Origin of the sequence: Staphylothermus marinus F1 (assembly GCF_000015945.1) — an archaeon.
Taxonomy (GTDB): Archaea; Thermoproteota; Thermoprotei_A; order Sulfolobales; family Desulfurococcaceae; genus Staphylothermus; species Staphylothermus marinus.
Genome location: NC_009033.1, coordinates 23,228 through 41,160 on the forward strand (window position 1 = coordinate 23,228; position 17,933 = coordinate 41,160).

The window sequence follows — 17,933 nt, forward strand, 5'->3', positions numbered from 1 at the left end:
ATGAGGGTTCTTCGAATATTTGTTGTTGCCCTACTAGCTTTTATAACATATATTGTTTTCAGTGGAAGCATATCACCATATGATATAGTGTCTGGAATAGTAGTTGCGTTGGTGATAGCTGGGTTTTTCTCGAGCTTCACAATACAGAATCCATTAAAAGTATTTGATCCTAGGAGATGGTTCTGGCTTATAGTATATGCAATTTATTACTTCTTCGTAGCAGAAGTGAAGAGCCACTTAGATGTAATGTATAGGATAATTCATCCAAGAATGCCTGTTAATCCAGGGATAGTTATGGTTCCCTATAGTGTTGAATCAGATTATGCTATAACATCCATAGCTAACTCAATAACTAATACTCCGGGAACAGTTGTTGTTGATATCGATCCTAATAATAAACACTATTATGTTCACTGGATAAATGTTAAGACAACTGATCCCGAAACTGCTCGGAAAATGATATCCTCTAAATTTGAATATTTCTCGAAAAAAGTATTCGATTAGATTAGGTGGTGAGATAGTATGGATTTGTTCAGGCTAGGATATGACTTGACAGGATTAACAGTCCCAGTACTCGCATTGTTTGCTTTCACCCTACCCCTATTAGCTAAAATATTTGGGCATAAGAAGTTTCCAGGAATATATGCTCTAATATCATCAATATTTGCAGCGGTCTCGTCAACGATAATTTACTGGGTAGCGATAAGTACTGATAAGCCAATAATGTACTTGTTTGGTGGATGGATTCCTCCGTTGGGAATAGTTTATGAAGTCGATCAATTCAATGCGGTCATTGGATTATTTACTGCATGGTTAATGCTTGGGATCACAATTTATAGTATATGGTATAATAAACACTTCGACGAGCCTGAGTGGTACTATATTTTATTGATTGGTTTAAATGCTGGAATGCTTGGTTGCCTATATACTGGTGATGTATTCAACTTATTCGTTATGCTGGAAGTACTTGGTATATCTGCTTATGCATTAGTAGCTTACTATAAGAATAAACATGAAGCTGTTGAAGCAGCTATCAAATATGGTATTATAGGTGCAACGGCTACAACAGTATATTTCATCGGGCTAGTATTAATATATGGAGTTTATGGAACACTAAACATGGCTGACCTAGCTTATAGAAACTATTCGTTATATGTTTCAGGAGTGCCTGGATTAGCATCAATTGGTGCTTCAGCACTACTAGCTGTTTCATTATCACTATGGGTTTTCACATATAAATCGGCACTGTTTCCCAACCATTTCTGGTTGCCTGATGCTCATCCTGAGGCACCAACACCTGTTTCAGCAGCGTTATCTGGTCTAGTTGTTAATATAGGTGTTTATGCAACGGTCAGATTTCTATATACTCTCTTCGGAGAGTATTCTCCATTATCAATATATTATAGAGAAATAGTATTGCTTGTGCTGTTAATACTTGGTTTCCTAGGAGGTTTTATCGGCGCATTAATGATGATGTATCAGAGAGACATTAAGAGGCTTTTAGCGTATAGTACTATTAGCCATATCGGTTTAATCTACATGGCTGCATCAATAGGTTTCATAACAAATAATGAAGCAGCAGTACTGCTTGGATTAACAGCTATGACTTATCACATAATAACTCATGGAATAGGTAAAGCCTTGCTTTTCATGTCTAGCGGAGTATTCATCGACGCTGCTGGTACTAGGAATATGGATGAAATGAAAGGAGTTGGTAGAAAATATCCATTGGTAAGCTTAGCCTTCATATTTGGGTTCTTAAGCCTTATGGGTCTTATACCGTTTTCAGGGTTCTTCTCAAAGCTGTTAATATACCAAGCATTTATGGAGGCAAACATGATTATTCCAGCTATTGCTGTGATCATAATATCTGCTACCAGTATCCTAGGATACGCTAAAGCTATGTACAGCATCGTATTCTCTACATCTAGTAGAGAGTACAGAAAAATAGAGTTGAAAGGGATCGAAATACTACTATTATCACTAGCAATAGTATTGTTGTTGCTAGGAATACTCTATCCATGGATCAAGAATTCTATTTATTCATCTATTTACTCATCACTTTCAACCGGAGGTGTAATGAAGTATTGGTCTGTTCTCGGAACAAAATAACATGTTCTAAGAGGGTGGTGATAAATGTTCGTATATGAGATTAGATATGCTGATCCGGGACTTATAGCTTTATATTTATCTTTATACATGTTAACTGGATTCATCATATTATTCATTATATTGCTTCTTGTCCAATCAAAGAAAAGAAGAGTAACCGATATGTACTTGTCTGGTGAGCCGGAAAGCGTTGTTAAAGAGCCAACACCTGGCCCCGGTAACTTATACTGGGGCTTTATGAAAAGGTTTGCTAAGAGATTATATGGTTATTTATTGAATCGCATGCATACTGGTAGTCTACAGGATTGGGTAGACTTTATGTTTTCATGGTATGGATTATTGTTGATTATATCGATCGTTTTGGGAATAATATATGTTGTTATTAGGTGAGATGGAATGGAGGAACTAATAATGTGGTTTATTACATTATTGATATTTCCAGGAGCGCTATTTATTTTTTCATTAGCACTATTCACAGAATATCTTTTCAGAAAATTAAGTGCTAGAATGCAGAAAAGAATGGGTCCAACATATGTTGGGCCTGCAGGTATACTTCAGCCCCTATATGATTTATGGAAACTACTGCATGTAAAAGAAGAAGTTGTAAACAAGTATAGTATGCCGATGTTGGCGAAGATTTTTGGTTTACTTGGATTATCAGCAGCAATAGCTGTCCTGCCATTATTTCCGCTGAGCCCACTTAGAATTTATGGAGACTATGATTTCCTAGTATATATGTACATATGTTGTCTATGGATACCTTTCATGATGATATTGATGAGCTTATCTATGCCCGGCCCCTATACTAGTGTAGGTGTGTCACGGATATTAACATTCGTAACAATTTGTGAACCAGCATATTTCACAGCATTATTGGTTCCTGTTGCAATAACGAGTAAGAATGCATCACCGATCTATAGTGTATTCACGGCATCCAAGAATATTTGGCAATATTGGATTAACCCATACACTTTCCCATTACTCTTATTAGCACTGATCTCAGCAATAGTGAGCCTACAAGCTAAAGGCATGCTTCAACCATTCAATATACCCGAAGCCGAACAAGAGATCATAGCGGGTTTTGAAACAGAATTCTCAGGCCCAATTCTAGGAATAGGCCGTTTATTACACGATCTAGACATAACTATAACAATTATAGCAATAGTATACATACTCCTTGGAGGACCATACCCATACCCGCATCTATCAATACCAGGTGTTATCATATTAGTAGCTAAATATTTAGGAATAGTTCTACTAGTAGCCATAGTTAAGAACGCTTTCGGAAGATATAGAATAGAACAAGCATTATACGTGCTATTTAAATACTCACTAATACCAGCAATAATAGCAACTATACTCACATACATATATCTACTGATCTAGTCAGCCATGCAAAGGGTGTTTTACAAAAATAGAATCAGATCTTGATCACGAAGAGATTTCATAAAAAGACGAGGCCGTGATAAGAAGGAATCTAATATTATCATAATTATAATTTATTGATACATATAGCGTATAGGAGAGAAATAAACAATGATAAAGAATCTGGTTTTAATAATTTTCCTGATATTTATATGTTTATCCATAATGTTATCTTCTAATATAATAAATGGTATTGAGAGACAAGTTATTAGCCGAGATAAATTATCTAATTCACTTACCAGTGACAACTACTATTTCTACGTCTACGGTCTACATACATGTCCACATTGTAGAGCAATGATAAAGTTCCTCAATGAAACCTATGGTAGTGAGCATCTTTATTTTTGTGATCTAAATACTAATACGACTTGTTATCAGAAGTTTATAAAACTAACGAATGCAGGTCTTCCAGGATACGTTCCAACAGTATTTATTGTGTATAACTGTACAGTAACAGCGGTTCTCATAGGAGAATACGAGGATAAATCCTTCATTAACCAATTCATGAAAACTAATATGAACAAGACTATTCCTATTTATGTTGCAGGTCAAGGATACATGGGCGATCTCATCATAAAAGATCATATGTCGTTCATAAATACTTATCTAAAATATGATGGATATTGTTTCATGAATAACCAAGCGAAGTGGTCTACCAGTGTAGAAGTAGTAAAACACTATGAGATCTCTCAATTAATTGTTCCTTTGATAATCCTATCCTTGATCGACTCAGTTAATCCATGTACACTGACACTATATTTCTCATTCATAATAACATTGTTAGCTACTGGGAGAAAAGTATTCGGGCCATCTATTGTTTTTATATTGATAATTTATGCTGGATATTTGGCTATGGGCTTAGGTTTTAAAACAATTGCCCAAATATTACCTTACAAAATATTATTGATCATAGCCTTAATTCTAGGCATATATTATATTATTGATGCTGGAAGGAGATATAAAAGAGAAATGGAGTGTAGACTATGTAATAGACTAGATATTACTAAGCGTGTTATAAAGAATCCCTATATTACCGCGGCCTTACTATCATTATTGTCTGTGACTGTTCTGCTTCCATGTACTTCGGGTCCGCTGATGATCTTTGCATCAATTATCAGGGACTATCCATTATATATTTCTATACCGGCACTTATGATCTATAACTTATTCTTCATAACTCCTTTAATAATTATCTGGATTATAACTACGTTATTGAATAAGAAGAGGGCTGTTACTGATTTTCTTATCGATAAATCAGCTATTATAGAGTTCTTCTCTGGAATAGCCCTTATATTGATCGCATTATATTATCTCTGAAGAAGTTATCCATGACTTAAATATATTTCTTAACAAGATCTCTTCTGCTCTTTATAAATTCCAACTCCTCTAGGAGTTTAGAAATATATTTGTCGATTTTCTCTTCTAATATATCAATAATAGTATTTAATGCTTTGTCGATCCTTTTCTTATCTTTGTTTAGTAAAAGCTCATGGTACATATATGCTCTTCCAATAGAATTCTTCGCCTGCAACCATAATAGAATTGTTTTATCATTAATTACCGTATCGTGATTGATATTTTCTATTCCATAAACCAATATGATTTCTCTTAAATAATTATAAGATACGATACGGGGAACATAATGGTTTATTTTTTCCATTACTAAACCGATATTTTCTCGGATATAGTTTTTGAAGATTTCTACTAATGCTGTGTTGCTATATAACCTAGTTCTAAGAGCTATATTGGAGAACTCCGAATAAATTAACTTGGTAACTATTTCTGGATAGACTAATATTTTTGAGGTTAGATAACTACTAGCTAGAATTGAGTTGATGAATCTTTCAAGAGCATCATCTTTACTGTTAGGTATATATTTGTTAACTATTTCATGGTCTTCATTCACATACGCTTCTACTAGTTGAGGCTCTAATGGATCGATTGCTAAAATATTATTATTGGCATCTGCAAGTGCTGGGACGCTGGGAATTATTTTGAGTTGTTCAGAGTAATATTCCCTGGTAAGTGCTATTATATTCAGTTTTTCTCTGATATTTGGCTTTTTATCTATGTATTCTAGCACATTAATGCTTGAAGTACATAGAGGATGAAAATAAAGTATTCCCTTAACGTTTTTCCCGATCATATCATCCCCCATGTTAACCTTATTTAACCTTGAATATAAAGATATAAAGAAGAAAGATTATAGTTGAATTAAAACAGTTCTACTTATATTGAGCCTTGGATTTCTCTCTTTTATAGGCTTCCCACCATTTCTTAGCTATATTCATTGATTTAACGGGTATACTGCATTTTTTCAGGACACATATAATTTCCGATAATATACTTACGGCTATTTCTGCAGGGGTATCGCTTCCTATGTCCAATCCTGCAGGCATATGTAATCTATCTATTATGTTATCCAGATCAATATTCTCTTCTTCAACGAGTCGTTTAAGCATCCATGTTGCACGTGTTCTACTGCATAGTGCCCATATATGTCCTGGGAATTTGTTTTTTACTAGTGTCTTCAGTGTTTGATAATCTGTTTCTACTTCTCCATACGCTATAACAGCTATGTCGTATGGTGAGTATTTAATTGATTCTATTTTTTCTACTATGTTTCCAATTAATACTTTCTCGGCGTAGGGGAATCTTTCTTTATTGGCTAATTTAGGATCGGTATCTATAATTATTGTTTTATAACCCAATATGTTCGCTATGTCAGCTATTGGTTTGCCAACGTTTCCTCCGCCTGTGATGATTAATCTAGGGGGAGGATTTATTATGTTTATAAACACTTCTACTACTCCTCCACATAACTGGTTTGTCTTGATCGCGTCGTGGGGAATATTTTCTCTTCTCAGTGCAAGCTTTATTCTTCTAGGTTTACCCTCCTGTAAGGCTTTCTTAGCTTCTTCAATAATTATTTTCTCAATATGTCCTCCACCGATAGTTCCTATTTTGATTCCATCCACTGTATAAACCAGGCTTGAACCAAGATCTCTGGGCCCGCTTCCTTCTTTATTCACTATTGTTGCTAATGCTACTGGATTCCTCTTTTCAAGTTCTTCAACGATCTTTTTATAAATCATCAGGTTCTCCGCCATAGGATTAATCCTCCATGATAACTTTTATTCCTCTATTACTTAGTAAGCGCTTCAATATTCTTCGTTCCTCATCCTTCATTTCTCTGTCAAGTTTCACGATCACTGAGAATCCGCCCTGTCCTATAGCAGGTGTTCCTTCGAAGAAATATATTGGCTTATACTCCTTCGTCAACAATATATGGTTCACGTCTTCGAGAGCATATCTTATATCCCAATGAGTCGGAGCTTCCTGTAAAACGATTATTTTCCTACCTATCCTTGCAATCACAAGATGCCACCTTCCATTTTCTATTGAAATATAATCATATAAAGGTATAATATAGTATCTTGTTTGCCTTAACTCTCAACACTAGATTGTAGGGACATATAGGATATATTTATTAATATATGTTTAACGGTGATTAGATATTGACTATCGAAATAATATGGTGGCGATATGTATTGTCGTTTAATCTAATGATAACACATGAGCCGGGGCTTGAGAATTATCGATACGTATTATCTATTTTGAGAAGTATTATAGGGAACTATAGAGTTGTGGATGCGGGGACCTCGGTCATATTATTACAAGTCGATGATCCATATAAAGCTGTAGAGGAGTTAAGGAAGAAAAAAGAAGAACTAAGTATAATATATCGTGCTATACCAATCGATGTAATTGTTGATCCATATGTTGAAATTGTTGCCGAGAAATCAGCCGAGCTAGCCGAGAAAAAGATCCCAGAAGATAAAACGTATCGGATAAGTCTAAGAGGCAGACTCTACTGGCAAGAGACCCGTATGCCTGCTCACTCTCTAGACGCTATAAAAGTAATTGCTGAAAAAATTAATAGGCAAGTATCGTTGACTCATCCAGATTACGTAGTCTATATTCGCAGTGTTAGATTATATCATAGAAAAAGAGTTGCAACAATAACTGTTACAACACCAGATAATATTTTGTCTCTAAAGTCTAATCGCCCTTAAATAATCGTCGTTTCTAACCAACTGGCTCAACACATCACTTACAACTCTCTGAGGATCAACTAGTAACAATAGTTCTCCCAGCGCCATTTTAACAGCTAATTTTATATCCTCCGGATCCTTTAGCTTCTCTTTTATTCCTCTCTCCTTATTCACATAGTATGGTATTCCATCTTCTATTATAACTCCCTCCTCTACATCGTAGATCATATTGTTTTTCTCTTCGAAAAATCCTACAACATATAGTTTTCTAGGTTGTAACTTGCATAAGTTAATTATTAGGTCTGCATAGAAACTTAGGTATTCATCTTCCAGTTCCTTTCTTTTTATTCTTAGTTTCTTAGCTTCTGAACTGTATTTTCTCAGAAACAATTTCAACTCCTTCTATCTGAGTATTAATATTTACATTTGTTTTTAATATTTTCAATAATTTTATATTTTTTGCTAATAGTTACTTATACAATATTTTTTGATTAATAGATTAATTATTGATCCCGGAAATTAAAACAAAAAATCATGGAATCTGGTTATGATTCTAAACTGGATCTGATCTACTATTAGATTTTCCCTATTGGGAACACATATAGGACTAGATATTTATTGTTTAGTCCAATTATAGTCTTGATTTGCTCATCATTAAATGCTCCTACAGCAACTGTTCCCAGCCCTAGATTTGTGGCGGCCAAGTATATGTTTTGACCAATATGTCCTGCCTCCATATAAATGTATCTAAACCCTCTCCTACCATACCACGAGGTTGTTCTTTCATAAACAGCTGTTATAACAATATTTATCGGTGCCTCTAATACCCATTTCTGATTTAAACATGCATAATATAGTTTCCTATTTTGATCACCACTACGGATTAATATAATACTATGGGTTAATGGATCATAATAATAGATTCCAGGCTCTAAACCTATTACGCCATTTTCTCTAACAAATACAAAGATCTCCATTGGATAAGTTGCACCAGCCGAAGGAACGGTTCTCCTTCTACAATCTTCATCTATACATCCATAAGAGCTCCATAAAACCGTTGATAGCTCATTTAACGCTAATGGTTCTTTTCGGTATTTTCGATGGCTTTTCCTCTCGGATATAATCTTTAATAAACAAGTCTCGAATGATGGTTCAGGTAGTTTTATCTTAGGCTTAGGCATTTTCATCCCTCATCAATTGTTATATTTATATTCTCATACTTATATAGAGCAAGAATGAGGGAAACAGTATTGCTCAGAGACATATTGCCTGAACAAATTATTATTTTGCTAAACGAACTAGTGGATAAACTAAGTGATTTGACTAGTTCCTTCCTAGATGCTATTAAGTTATTAAATGAGATGAGAATTGGCGAGGCACGCAAAAAATTAAGGGATACAATGAAAATTGAGAGTGAAGCAGACATTGTTAGGAAGAAAATAATTGATTTACTCGAAGAATCCAGAATAGATCCAGGGTTCAAAGAGGACTTCTTTCATCTCATTAAACGAATAGATTCTGTTGCAGACTGGATCAAGGAAGCCGCCCGCGAACTAATAATCATACCGTACCTCGAGATTCCACAACCAATCAGGGAAGGTATAGAGAAACTTATAGATAAAGTTGTTAAATTGGCTGAGAAGGTGAACAAGGCAATAAAAAGTGCAATGAGTGGAGAATATGAAGAAGCAGTAAGGTTGATAAATGATATAGAGAGGTTAGAAGAAGAAGCTGACCAAGTAAATCTAGAGAATCGAGGAAAACTCCTCGAATATTCTGAACAACTTAAACCGTTTACATTAGCATTACTTATTCATGATCTAAACCAAGATCTCGAGGAAGCAGCGGATTCATGTGAAGATGTAGGAGATTATTTGCGAGCACTAATAGCGAGTTGGAAGAAAATATAATTGTCACGTCATAATTAATTCATTTATTTATTTTAGTTTAATACATATATTTATTAGATCTATGAATACATTATTGTAGATATAGAAGTCGTATTGTGCCTTAATAACTCCATAACTTATAAACCATAACTTATAAAAATACTTTCTAATAAAGAAGAAAAATTAAAAGAAAAACGTTAGGAGGACGGAAAATGATGAAGCTAAAAATAAGAGATCTATCGATAATATTATCATTTTCAGCATTGGTTCTAGTATTATCAGTGATACCTGCTTTTCCAATAATAGGATTTAGTGGGGCAATCACGCTCGGCGCATTATCAGGAACTATCATAGGATTGTTTCTTAATCCCTTCCATGGATTACTAGTTGTAATTATTTCGTTAATACTTACTCCACTAGTGAATCCAAGCATAGTTGGTTTGTTGGGGTACTTTTATTTCCTCCCGCTGATCTTATCATGGATTGTATCGTTGACATTCAGAAAATATTCCCCACTATTATCATTAGCAATACTATATACAGGATTGCTAGGATTTGCACTAGCACATATATTCTTTATAGACAAGTACATTGAATACCTATACTATGACGGGGTAGTTCCGATAGCTTATCTTGTAATATATTATTTGTTTAAACAAAAAGTTCCCATGCTTAAAGAACTAGGAGCTATTATATATGGTGTATTAGCTGACCATGTAGGAGGCAGTCTTGGATTCTCAATAATGTATCTCTATATAGTTAAAGAAATAGATAACTTGTTCTCAGACATTAATATATATAATTTCTGGATAAGTATATGGAAAAGTGTAGCATATATTTATCCCGTTGAAAGAACGATACTGATATTGATAGGTGGAATAATATTATTACCAGTATTGAAACCGTGGAGAAAATTCTATCAATCATAACAGCTAGTCATAAATTGGATGATTAAGAATGGCAAATATACTAATTAATAATGTTAGAATAAAATTAGATGAACAAATTATAATACCTGAAAACTTAGAGGTTCATGAACCTTCTCAAAACTTGTACGTGGGGAAAACTGGAGCAGGTAAGACTATTCTTTTAAAAACTCTTTCAGGCATAGCCCCTGATCTTTACAATATAGTAATTGAGGGAGAAATAGTTGTAGATGGAAAAAACTATTACATCCCACAAGAACCATGGATCATTAATGTTGGAAAAACGGGAATTGAGGAATTAATTTATACAATTTACTATACTAATAAGAAGAATACATCATTGTTTAAACAATTAGATCAGCACAAATATATGTTAACAAAAAGGATCTCCGATATGAGCTACGGTGAAAGAAGAGTGTTAGAAATTTTGAAGACAATCATTTACGATCCAGACATAGTCTTTTTCGACGAGCCCTTTGAAGCTCTTGACCCTCGAAACAAAGTAATGGTTTCCGAATTATTAAAGGAGCTAGTTAGTCATGGAAAAATAATTATTGCTACGGCGAAGACTAGATTAGATGGATGGAAAACATATAGAATCAATTCCATAAAGAAGCGCCAAATAAATATAGATGACCTCGAACAAATTGATCCACAAAGCTCTGGGAGAGGAAAAATAACTATTAAAAACGCATATATAAGAAGAGGTAAAAGAAAAATATATATTCCCCAAATAGATCTAAGGCCTGGAGGCTCAATAACAATTATCGGTTCGAATGGTGCAGGAAAAACATCGATACTATTGGGTATTAGCGGGGTTTTAAAAATACATGGTTACCATGAAATAAAAGGCAATATAGGCTTTGTCCCAGATGATGTATCGATGATTTTCTCATGGAGCGATACAGAAACTGTAATAAAAGAACTTTGCAGTAGCAACGATGATTGTTATAGGAGTTCTATAAGAATTCTCAAGAACCTAGGAATTAAAATAGAGGATAGATTCTTCTATGAACATAGTGATGGAGAAAAAAGACTAATAATACTAATTCCTCAACTGATGAAGAATCCTGACATATTATTAATTGATGGAGGACTTGAATACATAGATTATGAGAAGGCAAAAGTTGTAGAAGAACTCATATATAAATTTCTAAATAGCGGAGGCATTGTAGTATCTACTCTGCCGAGTGGTGAAGAACTCCATGTTATTGAAGGGTTACATTTATCTACTCCTTAGACTGGCTGTCATAATTAGTTTTCTTTATTTGTATTTCACAAATATGTTGTTTCCCGAATTACTGCCTATAGTGATCTTTTTTGGTTCATACATTATTTATAAAATTAGGGGTTTTCAATCAATGTTTTCTTATTTGATCGGTTTAATGATTATTTCTATAATCATATTAGTAACGAGCAATATCTACGGTGTTCAATTATATAATTTATTCAGCTATCTATATATCTACTCATTCGTGATCCCTGTTGCAATAACGATTACCCTTGCTGAAATTTTAGTATTTATTAAAATTGATAAGCTGAGATTTATATTGTATCTATTAGTTGTTCTAAGAATATATTCATTATTATTAGAACGATTCTGGAGAACAATAGAGTTTTACCGAGTATACTATAATGGAAAATTCCTGATCTATAGATATGCATTAAGAAGCTTACTGGGTTCATTGCCTTATATTATTAGAAGTATTGCCGAATACTTATACATAAATGTTAAGAGATAAGTTGTTCACTTATATCAATTATGTATTTAGGATCTACTTTTTCACCTATTATTCTAACGCCTTCTATTTCTAATAGTTTTTTCTTAACATTTTTACCGCCTACACTATAGCCTCTGATCGATCCATCCGAGCTTATTACTCTATGGCATGGAATTATTATTGGTTTCTTATTTTTCTTCAATGCTATTCCAACTAATCTCGGATGGACACCTAAAACTTTAGCAATTGATTTATAAGTTGTAACTTTTCCTATGGGGATCAACATTGTCAATATATAAATTGCTTCATATAGTTCTTTTTTATCTGCTTTGCGAAGAAATCCCTTATTTGGCTCTAAGACAAGCAATCATACCCACCCATAACTTATTCTTTCATGCAACGTAATCGTATATAGTTTCTTAATAGATTATTGATGAGAAACTATTACGTCCCAGTTACTATATTTTAAGAATAGAGTGTTTCAATTAGTAATAACCTGGTTATCAATAATTATATTATGTTTCAATGAGAAAATATTAATAGCTAAGGTGGTGTTTTATGGTAGCTCCTAGGCCCATGACTAGAGATGCGTTAATGTCAGCTTTTGGCGGGGAATCTATGGCGCATATGAGGTATTCAATATTTGCAGACATTGCTGAAAAAGAGGGTTTTCCCAATGTAGCCCGTTTATTCAGAGCGATAGCGTTTGCTGAAAAAGTTCATGCAAGAAATCATTATCAGAGACTTGGAGAACTAGATACTGATGCTAAAGTTGTTGCTGGAGCTCCGTTTGGTCCAGGAAATACATCTAAGAATTTAAGCCTAGCTATTCGCGGAGAAGAATTCGAAATAAATGAAATGTATCCAACATATATTAAAATAGCAGAGTCTCAAGGAGAAACACAAGCAGTCATAAGTTTTAAATGGGCTCTCGAAGCAGAAAAGATACATGCAGAATTGTATAAGAAAGCTAAGGAATATGTTGATAAGGGAGAGGATATGCCGATAGATGGTTATATATGGATTTGTCCAGTTTGCGGCTTTACATATGTAGGTAAGGAGCCTCCACCTAAATGTCCAATATGTGGTGCACTAGGAGAAAAATTTGTTAAATTCTAAACATCTATTTACTAATTTTTTACTATATTGTTGAATCATATATTATAAATGATCTTCAGGCTTCATTTACCAATTGATCTATTTTATTTGATCAATGCTAGTTAGTAAAAGTTTTAATTATATTAGTTAATCTTATTCTTGGTGGTAAAGAGTTCATGGAGGGTGTTGAGATTGCAGTATCTGAGACTAGTCTCATCGATGCTTGTGTTTCTTATTATATTATCGGCTATATTCATGGTGAATGCTTACCCTGCTAATATCACTATTCACACTTTTAGAAAGTCGGTTGTAGTTTATGCTCCCGCAGTTACACGCAGTGGTGAGGGGGCTGTTCTCCGAGTAAATCTTACAATTGTTTATCCAGGTTCTGGAATGGTATATTTTTCTGCGAGACCCCTTGTTGAACCAGATACCCAAGCAACAGCACGTATTGCAGCATATGTTGCTTCCACAGTTACCGGCCAAAATTTTTACTCCTATGACTACTACGTAGTTATGACTAGTAATTCTCTCGTAGTTGGAGGACCGAGTGCGGGCGGGTTAATGACTATTGGGTTTATATCTTTGTTTCTGAATAAGACATTGAACCCTAATGTAACGATGACTGGAATGATAAATCCTGATGGAAGCATTGGCCCCGTAGGCGGGCTTCTCGGAAAACTCCATGCTGTTGCTAAAAGTGGGTTCAAGGTTTTCTTAATACCAGTTGGTCAGAGAATAGTTTATGTCGAGAAAAGAATTGTTAAGAGGGTTCTCTGGGGATATTATGAGACAATTAAATATGTGCCAGTAGACCTTGTTAAGGAGGGTGAAAAACTTAACGTAACAGTTATTGAAGTTGGCAACATCTTTGACGCTATGAAGTATTTCCTCGGAGTAAATGTGAAGCCTATTAAGAGCTCGAAGATAATAATGAACAATACTGTTCTCAACATCATAGATAAATTTGCATGGGAAAACTATGTTAGATCAATGAATTTATTCAATGAATCTAAGAAACTCTTTAACCAATTAGACTTGTTCACTAGAATACAGCTATACGATCAGATCAAAAATGTTGAGAAAATGAATTATCAGTTGAAACAATTGATAGATGAGAACTTATCTATCGCATCTTTTATTTATTCTAATAAAGTGCTTAAAGAAAACATTTACATAAACTGGCTATATAAATCAATTCTTGGAAAACTAAATTTAGAAAACACTATCTCAATGATTAATGAGACTATAAAAGATCTCCACGATAAATTATCTACTACTGGTCCAGGATTAAATCCTCTATTAATTGAATCACATGGATTATATTTTCAAGCATTAACGAATTATATTGAATTGCTCAGTAAAAACAATGCATCATTTACTACTGGCGATATCGAAAAATTAGCTGATGTAGCTGTTAAGCTATACTTCTCTGATCAATTACTCAATATATCATCAATGTTTAGCAAGAAATATATAAACATAACTGATTCGTTCATGACTTTGTATAGTTTATCTGATTCAGTTGTTTCATATGCTTATAGCTTAGCAAACGATATTGGAGGTGGAAACCAATATATAGTTGAGGCACTAAATTATTTCCAGGATGCTATAAATGCTTATACAACTAATTACACGGTAGCATCAATAGGGTTATTGATAGATAGTATCGTGTATGCGGATATAGGGATAGAGACGCTTTTTATACAAAACAATACTGTTTATTCAAATATAACTATGTATCTAATGAGAGAGCATTTAATCTATTATAATCTCACAACAATCAAAGATTATATGAACTATACATTCATGGCTAGTAATCAATATATGTATATTAATGACTATGTGGATTCCATGTATACATTATTAAAAGGGATAATGTACGCCTCCATATTCATGTCAAATAATACATCATTAAACATAGTTGAAAATACAGTGTTTCTTCCATCTAGTACTCCAGTTAATAATCCAAATAATAGAACCGAAACACCTACTAGTAGATCAACATCTAATAGTACTAGAATAAACGAGATCAATACAAATATACAAGATACGGTATACTACGTTTTAGGATTAATCACAGGCTTCGCACTCGGTTTAATAACGTATTATATCTACTCAGTCACGAAGAGAAAGAAAGGAGAAAGTCTCAATATATAGTTTCTTCTTATCCATAGTTAAAGTTGATTATATTTTATTATAGGGTAAGCTAATTAAATTAATATATAGATATAGAGTATAAATCTAAATGGTGATCTAGATGAAGATGCCGTCTTTTCAAGTCTACAATGGGGGAGTTAAATTATTCTTTGGCATAAACGTTATTGGTAATGCTGAGGAATTCATTAAAGCTTATAAAAGAATATTGTTAGTTACAGGTCGTAGATCAGCAAAGATTTCCGGCGCACTTGACGATGTAACCAGTATTTTGGATAAGCATGGAATAGAATATACCGTATACAATGATATAGTGCCCAACCCTATAGTGGAGAATGTTGAGGGGATTGTGAAGGCTTATAAAGAATTTGGAGCTGAGGCTATTATTGCTATAGGTGGTGGTAGCATTATTGATTCTGCAAAAGTTGCTAGGCTAGTTATTAGTGGTGGTGGTAGCGTTGTTGATTATTTATATGGTAGAAAACCGTATCCTGAGAAACTACCGTTTCTCCTCGCAATTAATCTAACTCATGGTACTGGTACAGAGATTGATAAATATGCTGTTGTAAGCATTGTGGAGACCAAGGAAAAAATAGGGATAAGTGCTGGTTATCCTAACGTATCAATTGATGATCCAAGATATACGAGGACTCTTCCAAGAAACCAAACAATATATACATCTATAGATGCGTTTGCACATTCTGTTGAATCAGCAACATCTACACGGTCCAGCCCATATACATGGTTGCTTGCTGAAGAAGCGATTAAGCATATAGTGAAGCATCTTCCCAGAGCACTGGAGAAACCAGATGATCTAGAAGCACGGTATTGGCTTCTATACGCATCAATGATTGCTGGAATAAGCATTGATCACGGAGTAACCCATATAGGACATGGATTAGAGCATGTATTTAGCGGGTTCAATCCTAAACTGCCCCATGGAGCAGGACTAGCTATATTATATAAAGCATTATTACAGTTCTTCTATAAATTAGATCCCGAAGTAATGGCTAGAATACTAAAACCATTAGATCCAGAGTTAAAGCCTAGAGTAGAAGACGCTGAAAAAGCACAGAAAGCATATAATAAGTTCCTCGAAGAGATAGGATTTAATGAGTCATTCTCTACGTATGGATTCAGCATCGAAGACGTTAAGGAAGCAGTAAAGTTCTATTATGAAAACGAGAAAATGAAGAGGTATCATGGATTAGCGCCTAAATTACCGAGTCGTGAAGATTTAGAGAAATGGTTAACTTCCCTAATATGAGAATATAATTTTTTTATTTTAATAAAGAAGTATTTATAACTCGTCATAATTATTAATTGATAAAATATATTAGGAAACCTATATATATTCTTAAATCGGTGAAGTATATGAAGAGGTTCGGAGACCTAATCTATACTCCTGAAACAGCATCTGGAGAAGCTATAACTAAGGTAGAATCCCATACACCAAAAATCGAAGCACCAGACAAGGTTAAAGCAGGTGAGCCATTCAAGGTAAAAGTGAGTGTTGGACCGCATCCTAACAAGGTTGAACATAGTATTAGATGGGTAGAGCTCTACTTTGAGGAGGAGGGAAGAGCGTTCAACCCTGTTCTTCTAGGCAGAGCTTATTGGACTCCAGTATATGTAGAGCCACAAGTAGAATTCACTGTTAAACTCGAGAAGAGCGGAGTCCTATATGCTATAATATATTGTAACTTGCATGGTCTATGGGAAGCTCGTAAGGAAATTAAAGTTGAAAAATAAACATGCATAGGTGATAAATAAGTTTGGACTTAAACAAATCTTCTTTTTTAAATAGTAACGAAGTTAAGAAAATTGTTTCAAAAGCAATAGATTTATACAACAAGTTTAGAGCACCTGAAGCAAAAGCTGTACTTCTAGAAATAAACGGTGATAAAGTAAAGATCTTGTTTGAGGGATCATTTTGTTTTACCTGTGGAATAAGGGATTGGGTTGAGGACATGGTTTATGTTTTCGAAGACCTAGGAGTTGAAGCTGAGTTAATAGAGTATCTCGAACCAGATAATGAAACAGAAAATATTAGAGTTGGTGTTTTTAGAATTAAGGGATATAAAGCGGGGGAGGGGGTCCCAGATTGATTGATGAAATAGATATGAAGATATTGAAAATACTTATGGAAAATGCTCGAGCTACATACAATGAGATAGCTAAAAGAGTTGGTTTAAGCGATGTAGCAGTAATTAAGAGGATTCGGAGACTTGAAAAAGACGGCGTTATTAAGAAATATACTATAATAGTTGATCCCAAAAAGCTTGGATACAGTAAAGTATCAATTACAGGAATAAATGTTGATCCAGCCAGTCTTTTCAAAGTAATTCAGGTTCTCAAAGATAAGCCATATATTAAATATATTGCAATAACATCCGGTGATCATTCACTAATTGCTGTAATCTGGGGTAAGGATAGTAATGATATTATGCGTATTCATAAAGAAATAGAGCAACTTGAAGGTGTGCAAAAACTTTATCCGAGCATAGTTCTTGACGTAATTAAAGAGGATTGTCCTTTACCCTAATATGCATG

Annotated in this window: 22 protein-coding genes; 16 read left to right on the forward strand and 6 right to left on the reverse strand. The window is 34.1% G+C overall.

The features are described from left to right. The 5 genes from SMAR_RS00130 to SMAR_RS00150 all read left to right on the forward strand — a co-directional run bounded on the left by SMAR_RS00130 (position 1) and on the right by SMAR_RS00150 (position 4,851). Positions 1–504, forward strand: coding sequence for a Na+/H+ antiporter subunit E (locus SMAR_RS00130; RefSeq protein ID WP_011838331.1), 504 nt, complete (start codon positions 1–3; stop codon positions 502–504). Between the two features lie 18 nt (positions 505–522). Beyond that, positions 523–2,112 carry a proton-conducting transporter transmembrane domain-containing protein gene (locus tag SMAR_RS00135; protein WP_011838332.1) on the forward strand — a complete coding sequence of 530 codons (1,590 nt, stop codon included), beginning with the start codon at positions 523–525 and terminating at the stop codon, positions 2,110–2,112. A gap of 24 nt (positions 2,113–2,136) precedes the next feature. Then, the gene (locus SMAR_RS00140) at positions 2,137–2,499 is read left to right on the forward strand and encodes a hypothetical protein (protein WP_011838333.1); all 363 of its coding nucleotides are present in this window, start codon (positions 2,137–2,139) and stop codon (positions 2,497–2,499) included. Between the two features lie 6 nt (positions 2,500–2,505). Continuing rightward, the gene (locus tag SMAR_RS00145) at positions 2,506–3,495 is read left to right on the forward strand and encodes a complex I subunit 1/NuoH family protein (RefSeq protein ID WP_011838334.1); all 990 of its coding nucleotides are present in this window, start codon (positions 2,506–2,508) and stop codon (positions 3,493–3,495) included. 150 nt (positions 3,496–3,645) lie between these two features. Further along, complete coding sequence (locus SMAR_RS00150; RefSeq protein WP_011838335.1) at positions 3,646–4,851, forward strand: thioredoxin domain-containing protein; 1,206 nt, start codon at positions 3,646–3,648, stop codon at positions 4,849–4,851. A gap of 16 nt (positions 4,852–4,867) precedes the next feature. On the opposite strand, the gene SMAR_RS00155 is transcribed toward SMAR_RS00150, so the two are convergent. The 3 genes from SMAR_RS00155 to SMAR_RS00165 all read right to left on the reverse strand — a co-directional run bounded on the left by SMAR_RS00155 (position 4,868) and on the right by SMAR_RS00165 (position 6,912). Continuing rightward, entirely contained in the window at positions 4,868–5,680 is an 813-nt protein-coding gene (locus SMAR_RS00155) for a thioredoxin/glutaredoxin (RefSeq protein WP_011838336.1), read from the reverse strand. A 79-nt stretch (positions 5,681–5,759) separates the two neighbouring features. Then, on the reverse strand, positions 5,760–6,644 hold the full coding sequence (locus SMAR_RS00160; RefSeq protein ID WP_011838337.1) for an XdhC family protein: 885 nt from the start codon (positions 6,642–6,644) through the stop codon (positions 5,760–5,762). A 4-nt stretch (positions 6,645–6,648) separates the two neighbouring features. Further along, positions 6,649–6,912, reverse strand: a complete 264-nt coding sequence (locus SMAR_RS00165) for a hypothetical protein (RefSeq protein ID WP_011838338.1) — start codon at positions 6,910–6,912, stop codon at positions 6,649–6,651. A 173-nt stretch (positions 6,913–7,085) separates the two neighbouring features. Between SMAR_RS00165 and SMAR_RS00170 the strand changes: the two genes are divergently transcribed. Then, on the forward strand, positions 7,086–7,610 hold the full coding sequence (locus SMAR_RS00170; RefSeq protein WP_052833897.1) for a THUMP domain-containing protein: 525 nt from the start codon (positions 7,086–7,088) through the stop codon (positions 7,608–7,610). On the opposite strand, the gene SMAR_RS00175 is transcribed toward SMAR_RS00170, so the two are convergent. Then, on the reverse strand, positions 7,590–7,979 hold the full coding sequence (locus SMAR_RS00175; protein WP_011838340.1) for a hypothetical protein: 390 nt from the start codon (positions 7,977–7,979) through the stop codon (positions 7,590–7,592). The genes SMAR_RS00170 and SMAR_RS00175 overlap by 21 nt on opposite strands. 185 nt (positions 7,980–8,164) lie before the next feature. After that, entirely contained in the window at positions 8,165–8,770 is a 606-nt protein-coding gene (locus tag SMAR_RS00180; protein ID WP_011838341.1) for a SagB/ThcOx family dehydrogenase, read from the reverse strand. Between the two features lie 54 nt (positions 8,771–8,824). Between SMAR_RS00180 and SMAR_RS00185 the strand changes: the two genes are divergently transcribed. The 4 genes from SMAR_RS00185 (at position 8,825) to SMAR_RS00200 (ending at position 12,146) form a co-directional block, all read left to right on the forward strand. Then, positions 8,825–9,499: a DUF47 domain-containing protein gene (locus SMAR_RS00185; protein ID WP_244372430.1), complete on the forward strand. Its 675-nt coding sequence runs from the start codon at positions 8,825–8,827 to the stop codon at positions 9,497–9,499. Between the two features lie 191 nt (positions 9,500–9,690). Further along, on the forward strand, positions 9,691–10,407 hold the full coding sequence (locus tag SMAR_RS00190; protein WP_011838343.1) for a hypothetical protein: 717 nt from the start codon (positions 9,691–9,693) through the stop codon (positions 10,405–10,407). Positions 10,408–10,435: 28 nt separating this feature from the next. Further along, positions 10,436–11,644, forward strand: coding sequence for an ATP-binding cassette domain-containing protein (locus tag SMAR_RS00195; protein WP_011838344.1), 1,209 nt, complete (start codon positions 10,436–10,438; stop codon positions 11,642–11,644). 121 nt (positions 11,645–11,765) lie between these two features. Continuing rightward, a complete protein-coding gene (locus SMAR_RS00200; RefSeq protein WP_244372432.1) occupies positions 11,766–12,146 on the forward strand; it encodes a hypothetical protein in 381 nt (126 codons plus the stop codon). Here SMAR_RS00200 and SMAR_RS00205 read toward each other — a convergent pair. Beyond that, the gene (locus tag SMAR_RS00205) at positions 12,136–12,492 is read right to left on the reverse strand and encodes an MGMT family protein (protein ID WP_011838346.1); all 357 of its coding nucleotides are present in this window, start codon (positions 12,490–12,492) and stop codon (positions 12,136–12,138) included. The two genes, SMAR_RS00200 and SMAR_RS00205, sit on opposite strands and share 11 nt — an antisense overlap. A gap of 191 nt (positions 12,493–12,683) precedes the next feature. Between SMAR_RS00205 and SMAR_RS00210 the strand changes: the two genes are divergently transcribed. The 6 genes from SMAR_RS00210 to SMAR_RS00235 all read left to right on the forward strand — a co-directional run bounded on the left by SMAR_RS00210 (position 12,684) and on the right by SMAR_RS00235 (position 17,925). After that, the gene (locus SMAR_RS00210) at positions 12,684–13,244 is read left to right on the forward strand and encodes a rubrerythrin family protein (RefSeq protein WP_011838347.1); all 561 of its coding nucleotides are present in this window, start codon (positions 12,684–12,686) and stop codon (positions 13,242–13,244) included. A gap of 162 nt (positions 13,245–13,406) precedes the next feature. Then, on the forward strand, positions 13,407–15,383 hold the full coding sequence (locus tag SMAR_RS00215) for a S16 family serine protease (protein ID WP_244372542.1): 1,977 nt from the start codon (positions 13,407–13,409) through the stop codon (positions 15,381–15,383). Positions 15,384–15,483: 100 nt separating this feature from the next. Further along, positions 15,484–16,647 carry an iron-containing alcohol dehydrogenase gene (locus SMAR_RS00220; RefSeq protein ID WP_011838349.1) on the forward strand — a complete coding sequence of 388 codons (1,164 nt, stop codon included), beginning with the start codon at positions 15,484–15,486 and terminating at the stop codon, positions 16,645–16,647. 107 nt (positions 16,648–16,754) lie between these two features. Continuing rightward, on the forward strand, positions 16,755–17,132 hold the full coding sequence (locus tag SMAR_RS00225; protein ID WP_011838350.1) for a class II SORL domain-containing protein: 378 nt from the start codon (positions 16,755–16,757) through the stop codon (positions 17,130–17,132). A gap of 23 nt (positions 17,133–17,155) precedes the next feature. Beyond that, the gene (locus SMAR_RS00230; RefSeq protein WP_011838351.1) at positions 17,156–17,488 is read left to right on the forward strand and encodes a hypothetical protein; all 333 of its coding nucleotides are present in this window, start codon (positions 17,156–17,158) and stop codon (positions 17,486–17,488) included. Then, complete coding sequence (locus SMAR_RS00235; RefSeq protein ID WP_011838352.1) at positions 17,485–17,925, forward strand: Lrp/AsnC family transcriptional regulator; 441 nt, start codon at positions 17,485–17,487, stop codon at positions 17,923–17,925. Before SMAR_RS00230 ends, SMAR_RS00235 begins: the two co-directional genes overlap by 4 nt. The last annotated feature ends 8 nt before the right edge of the window (positions 17,926–17,933 follow it).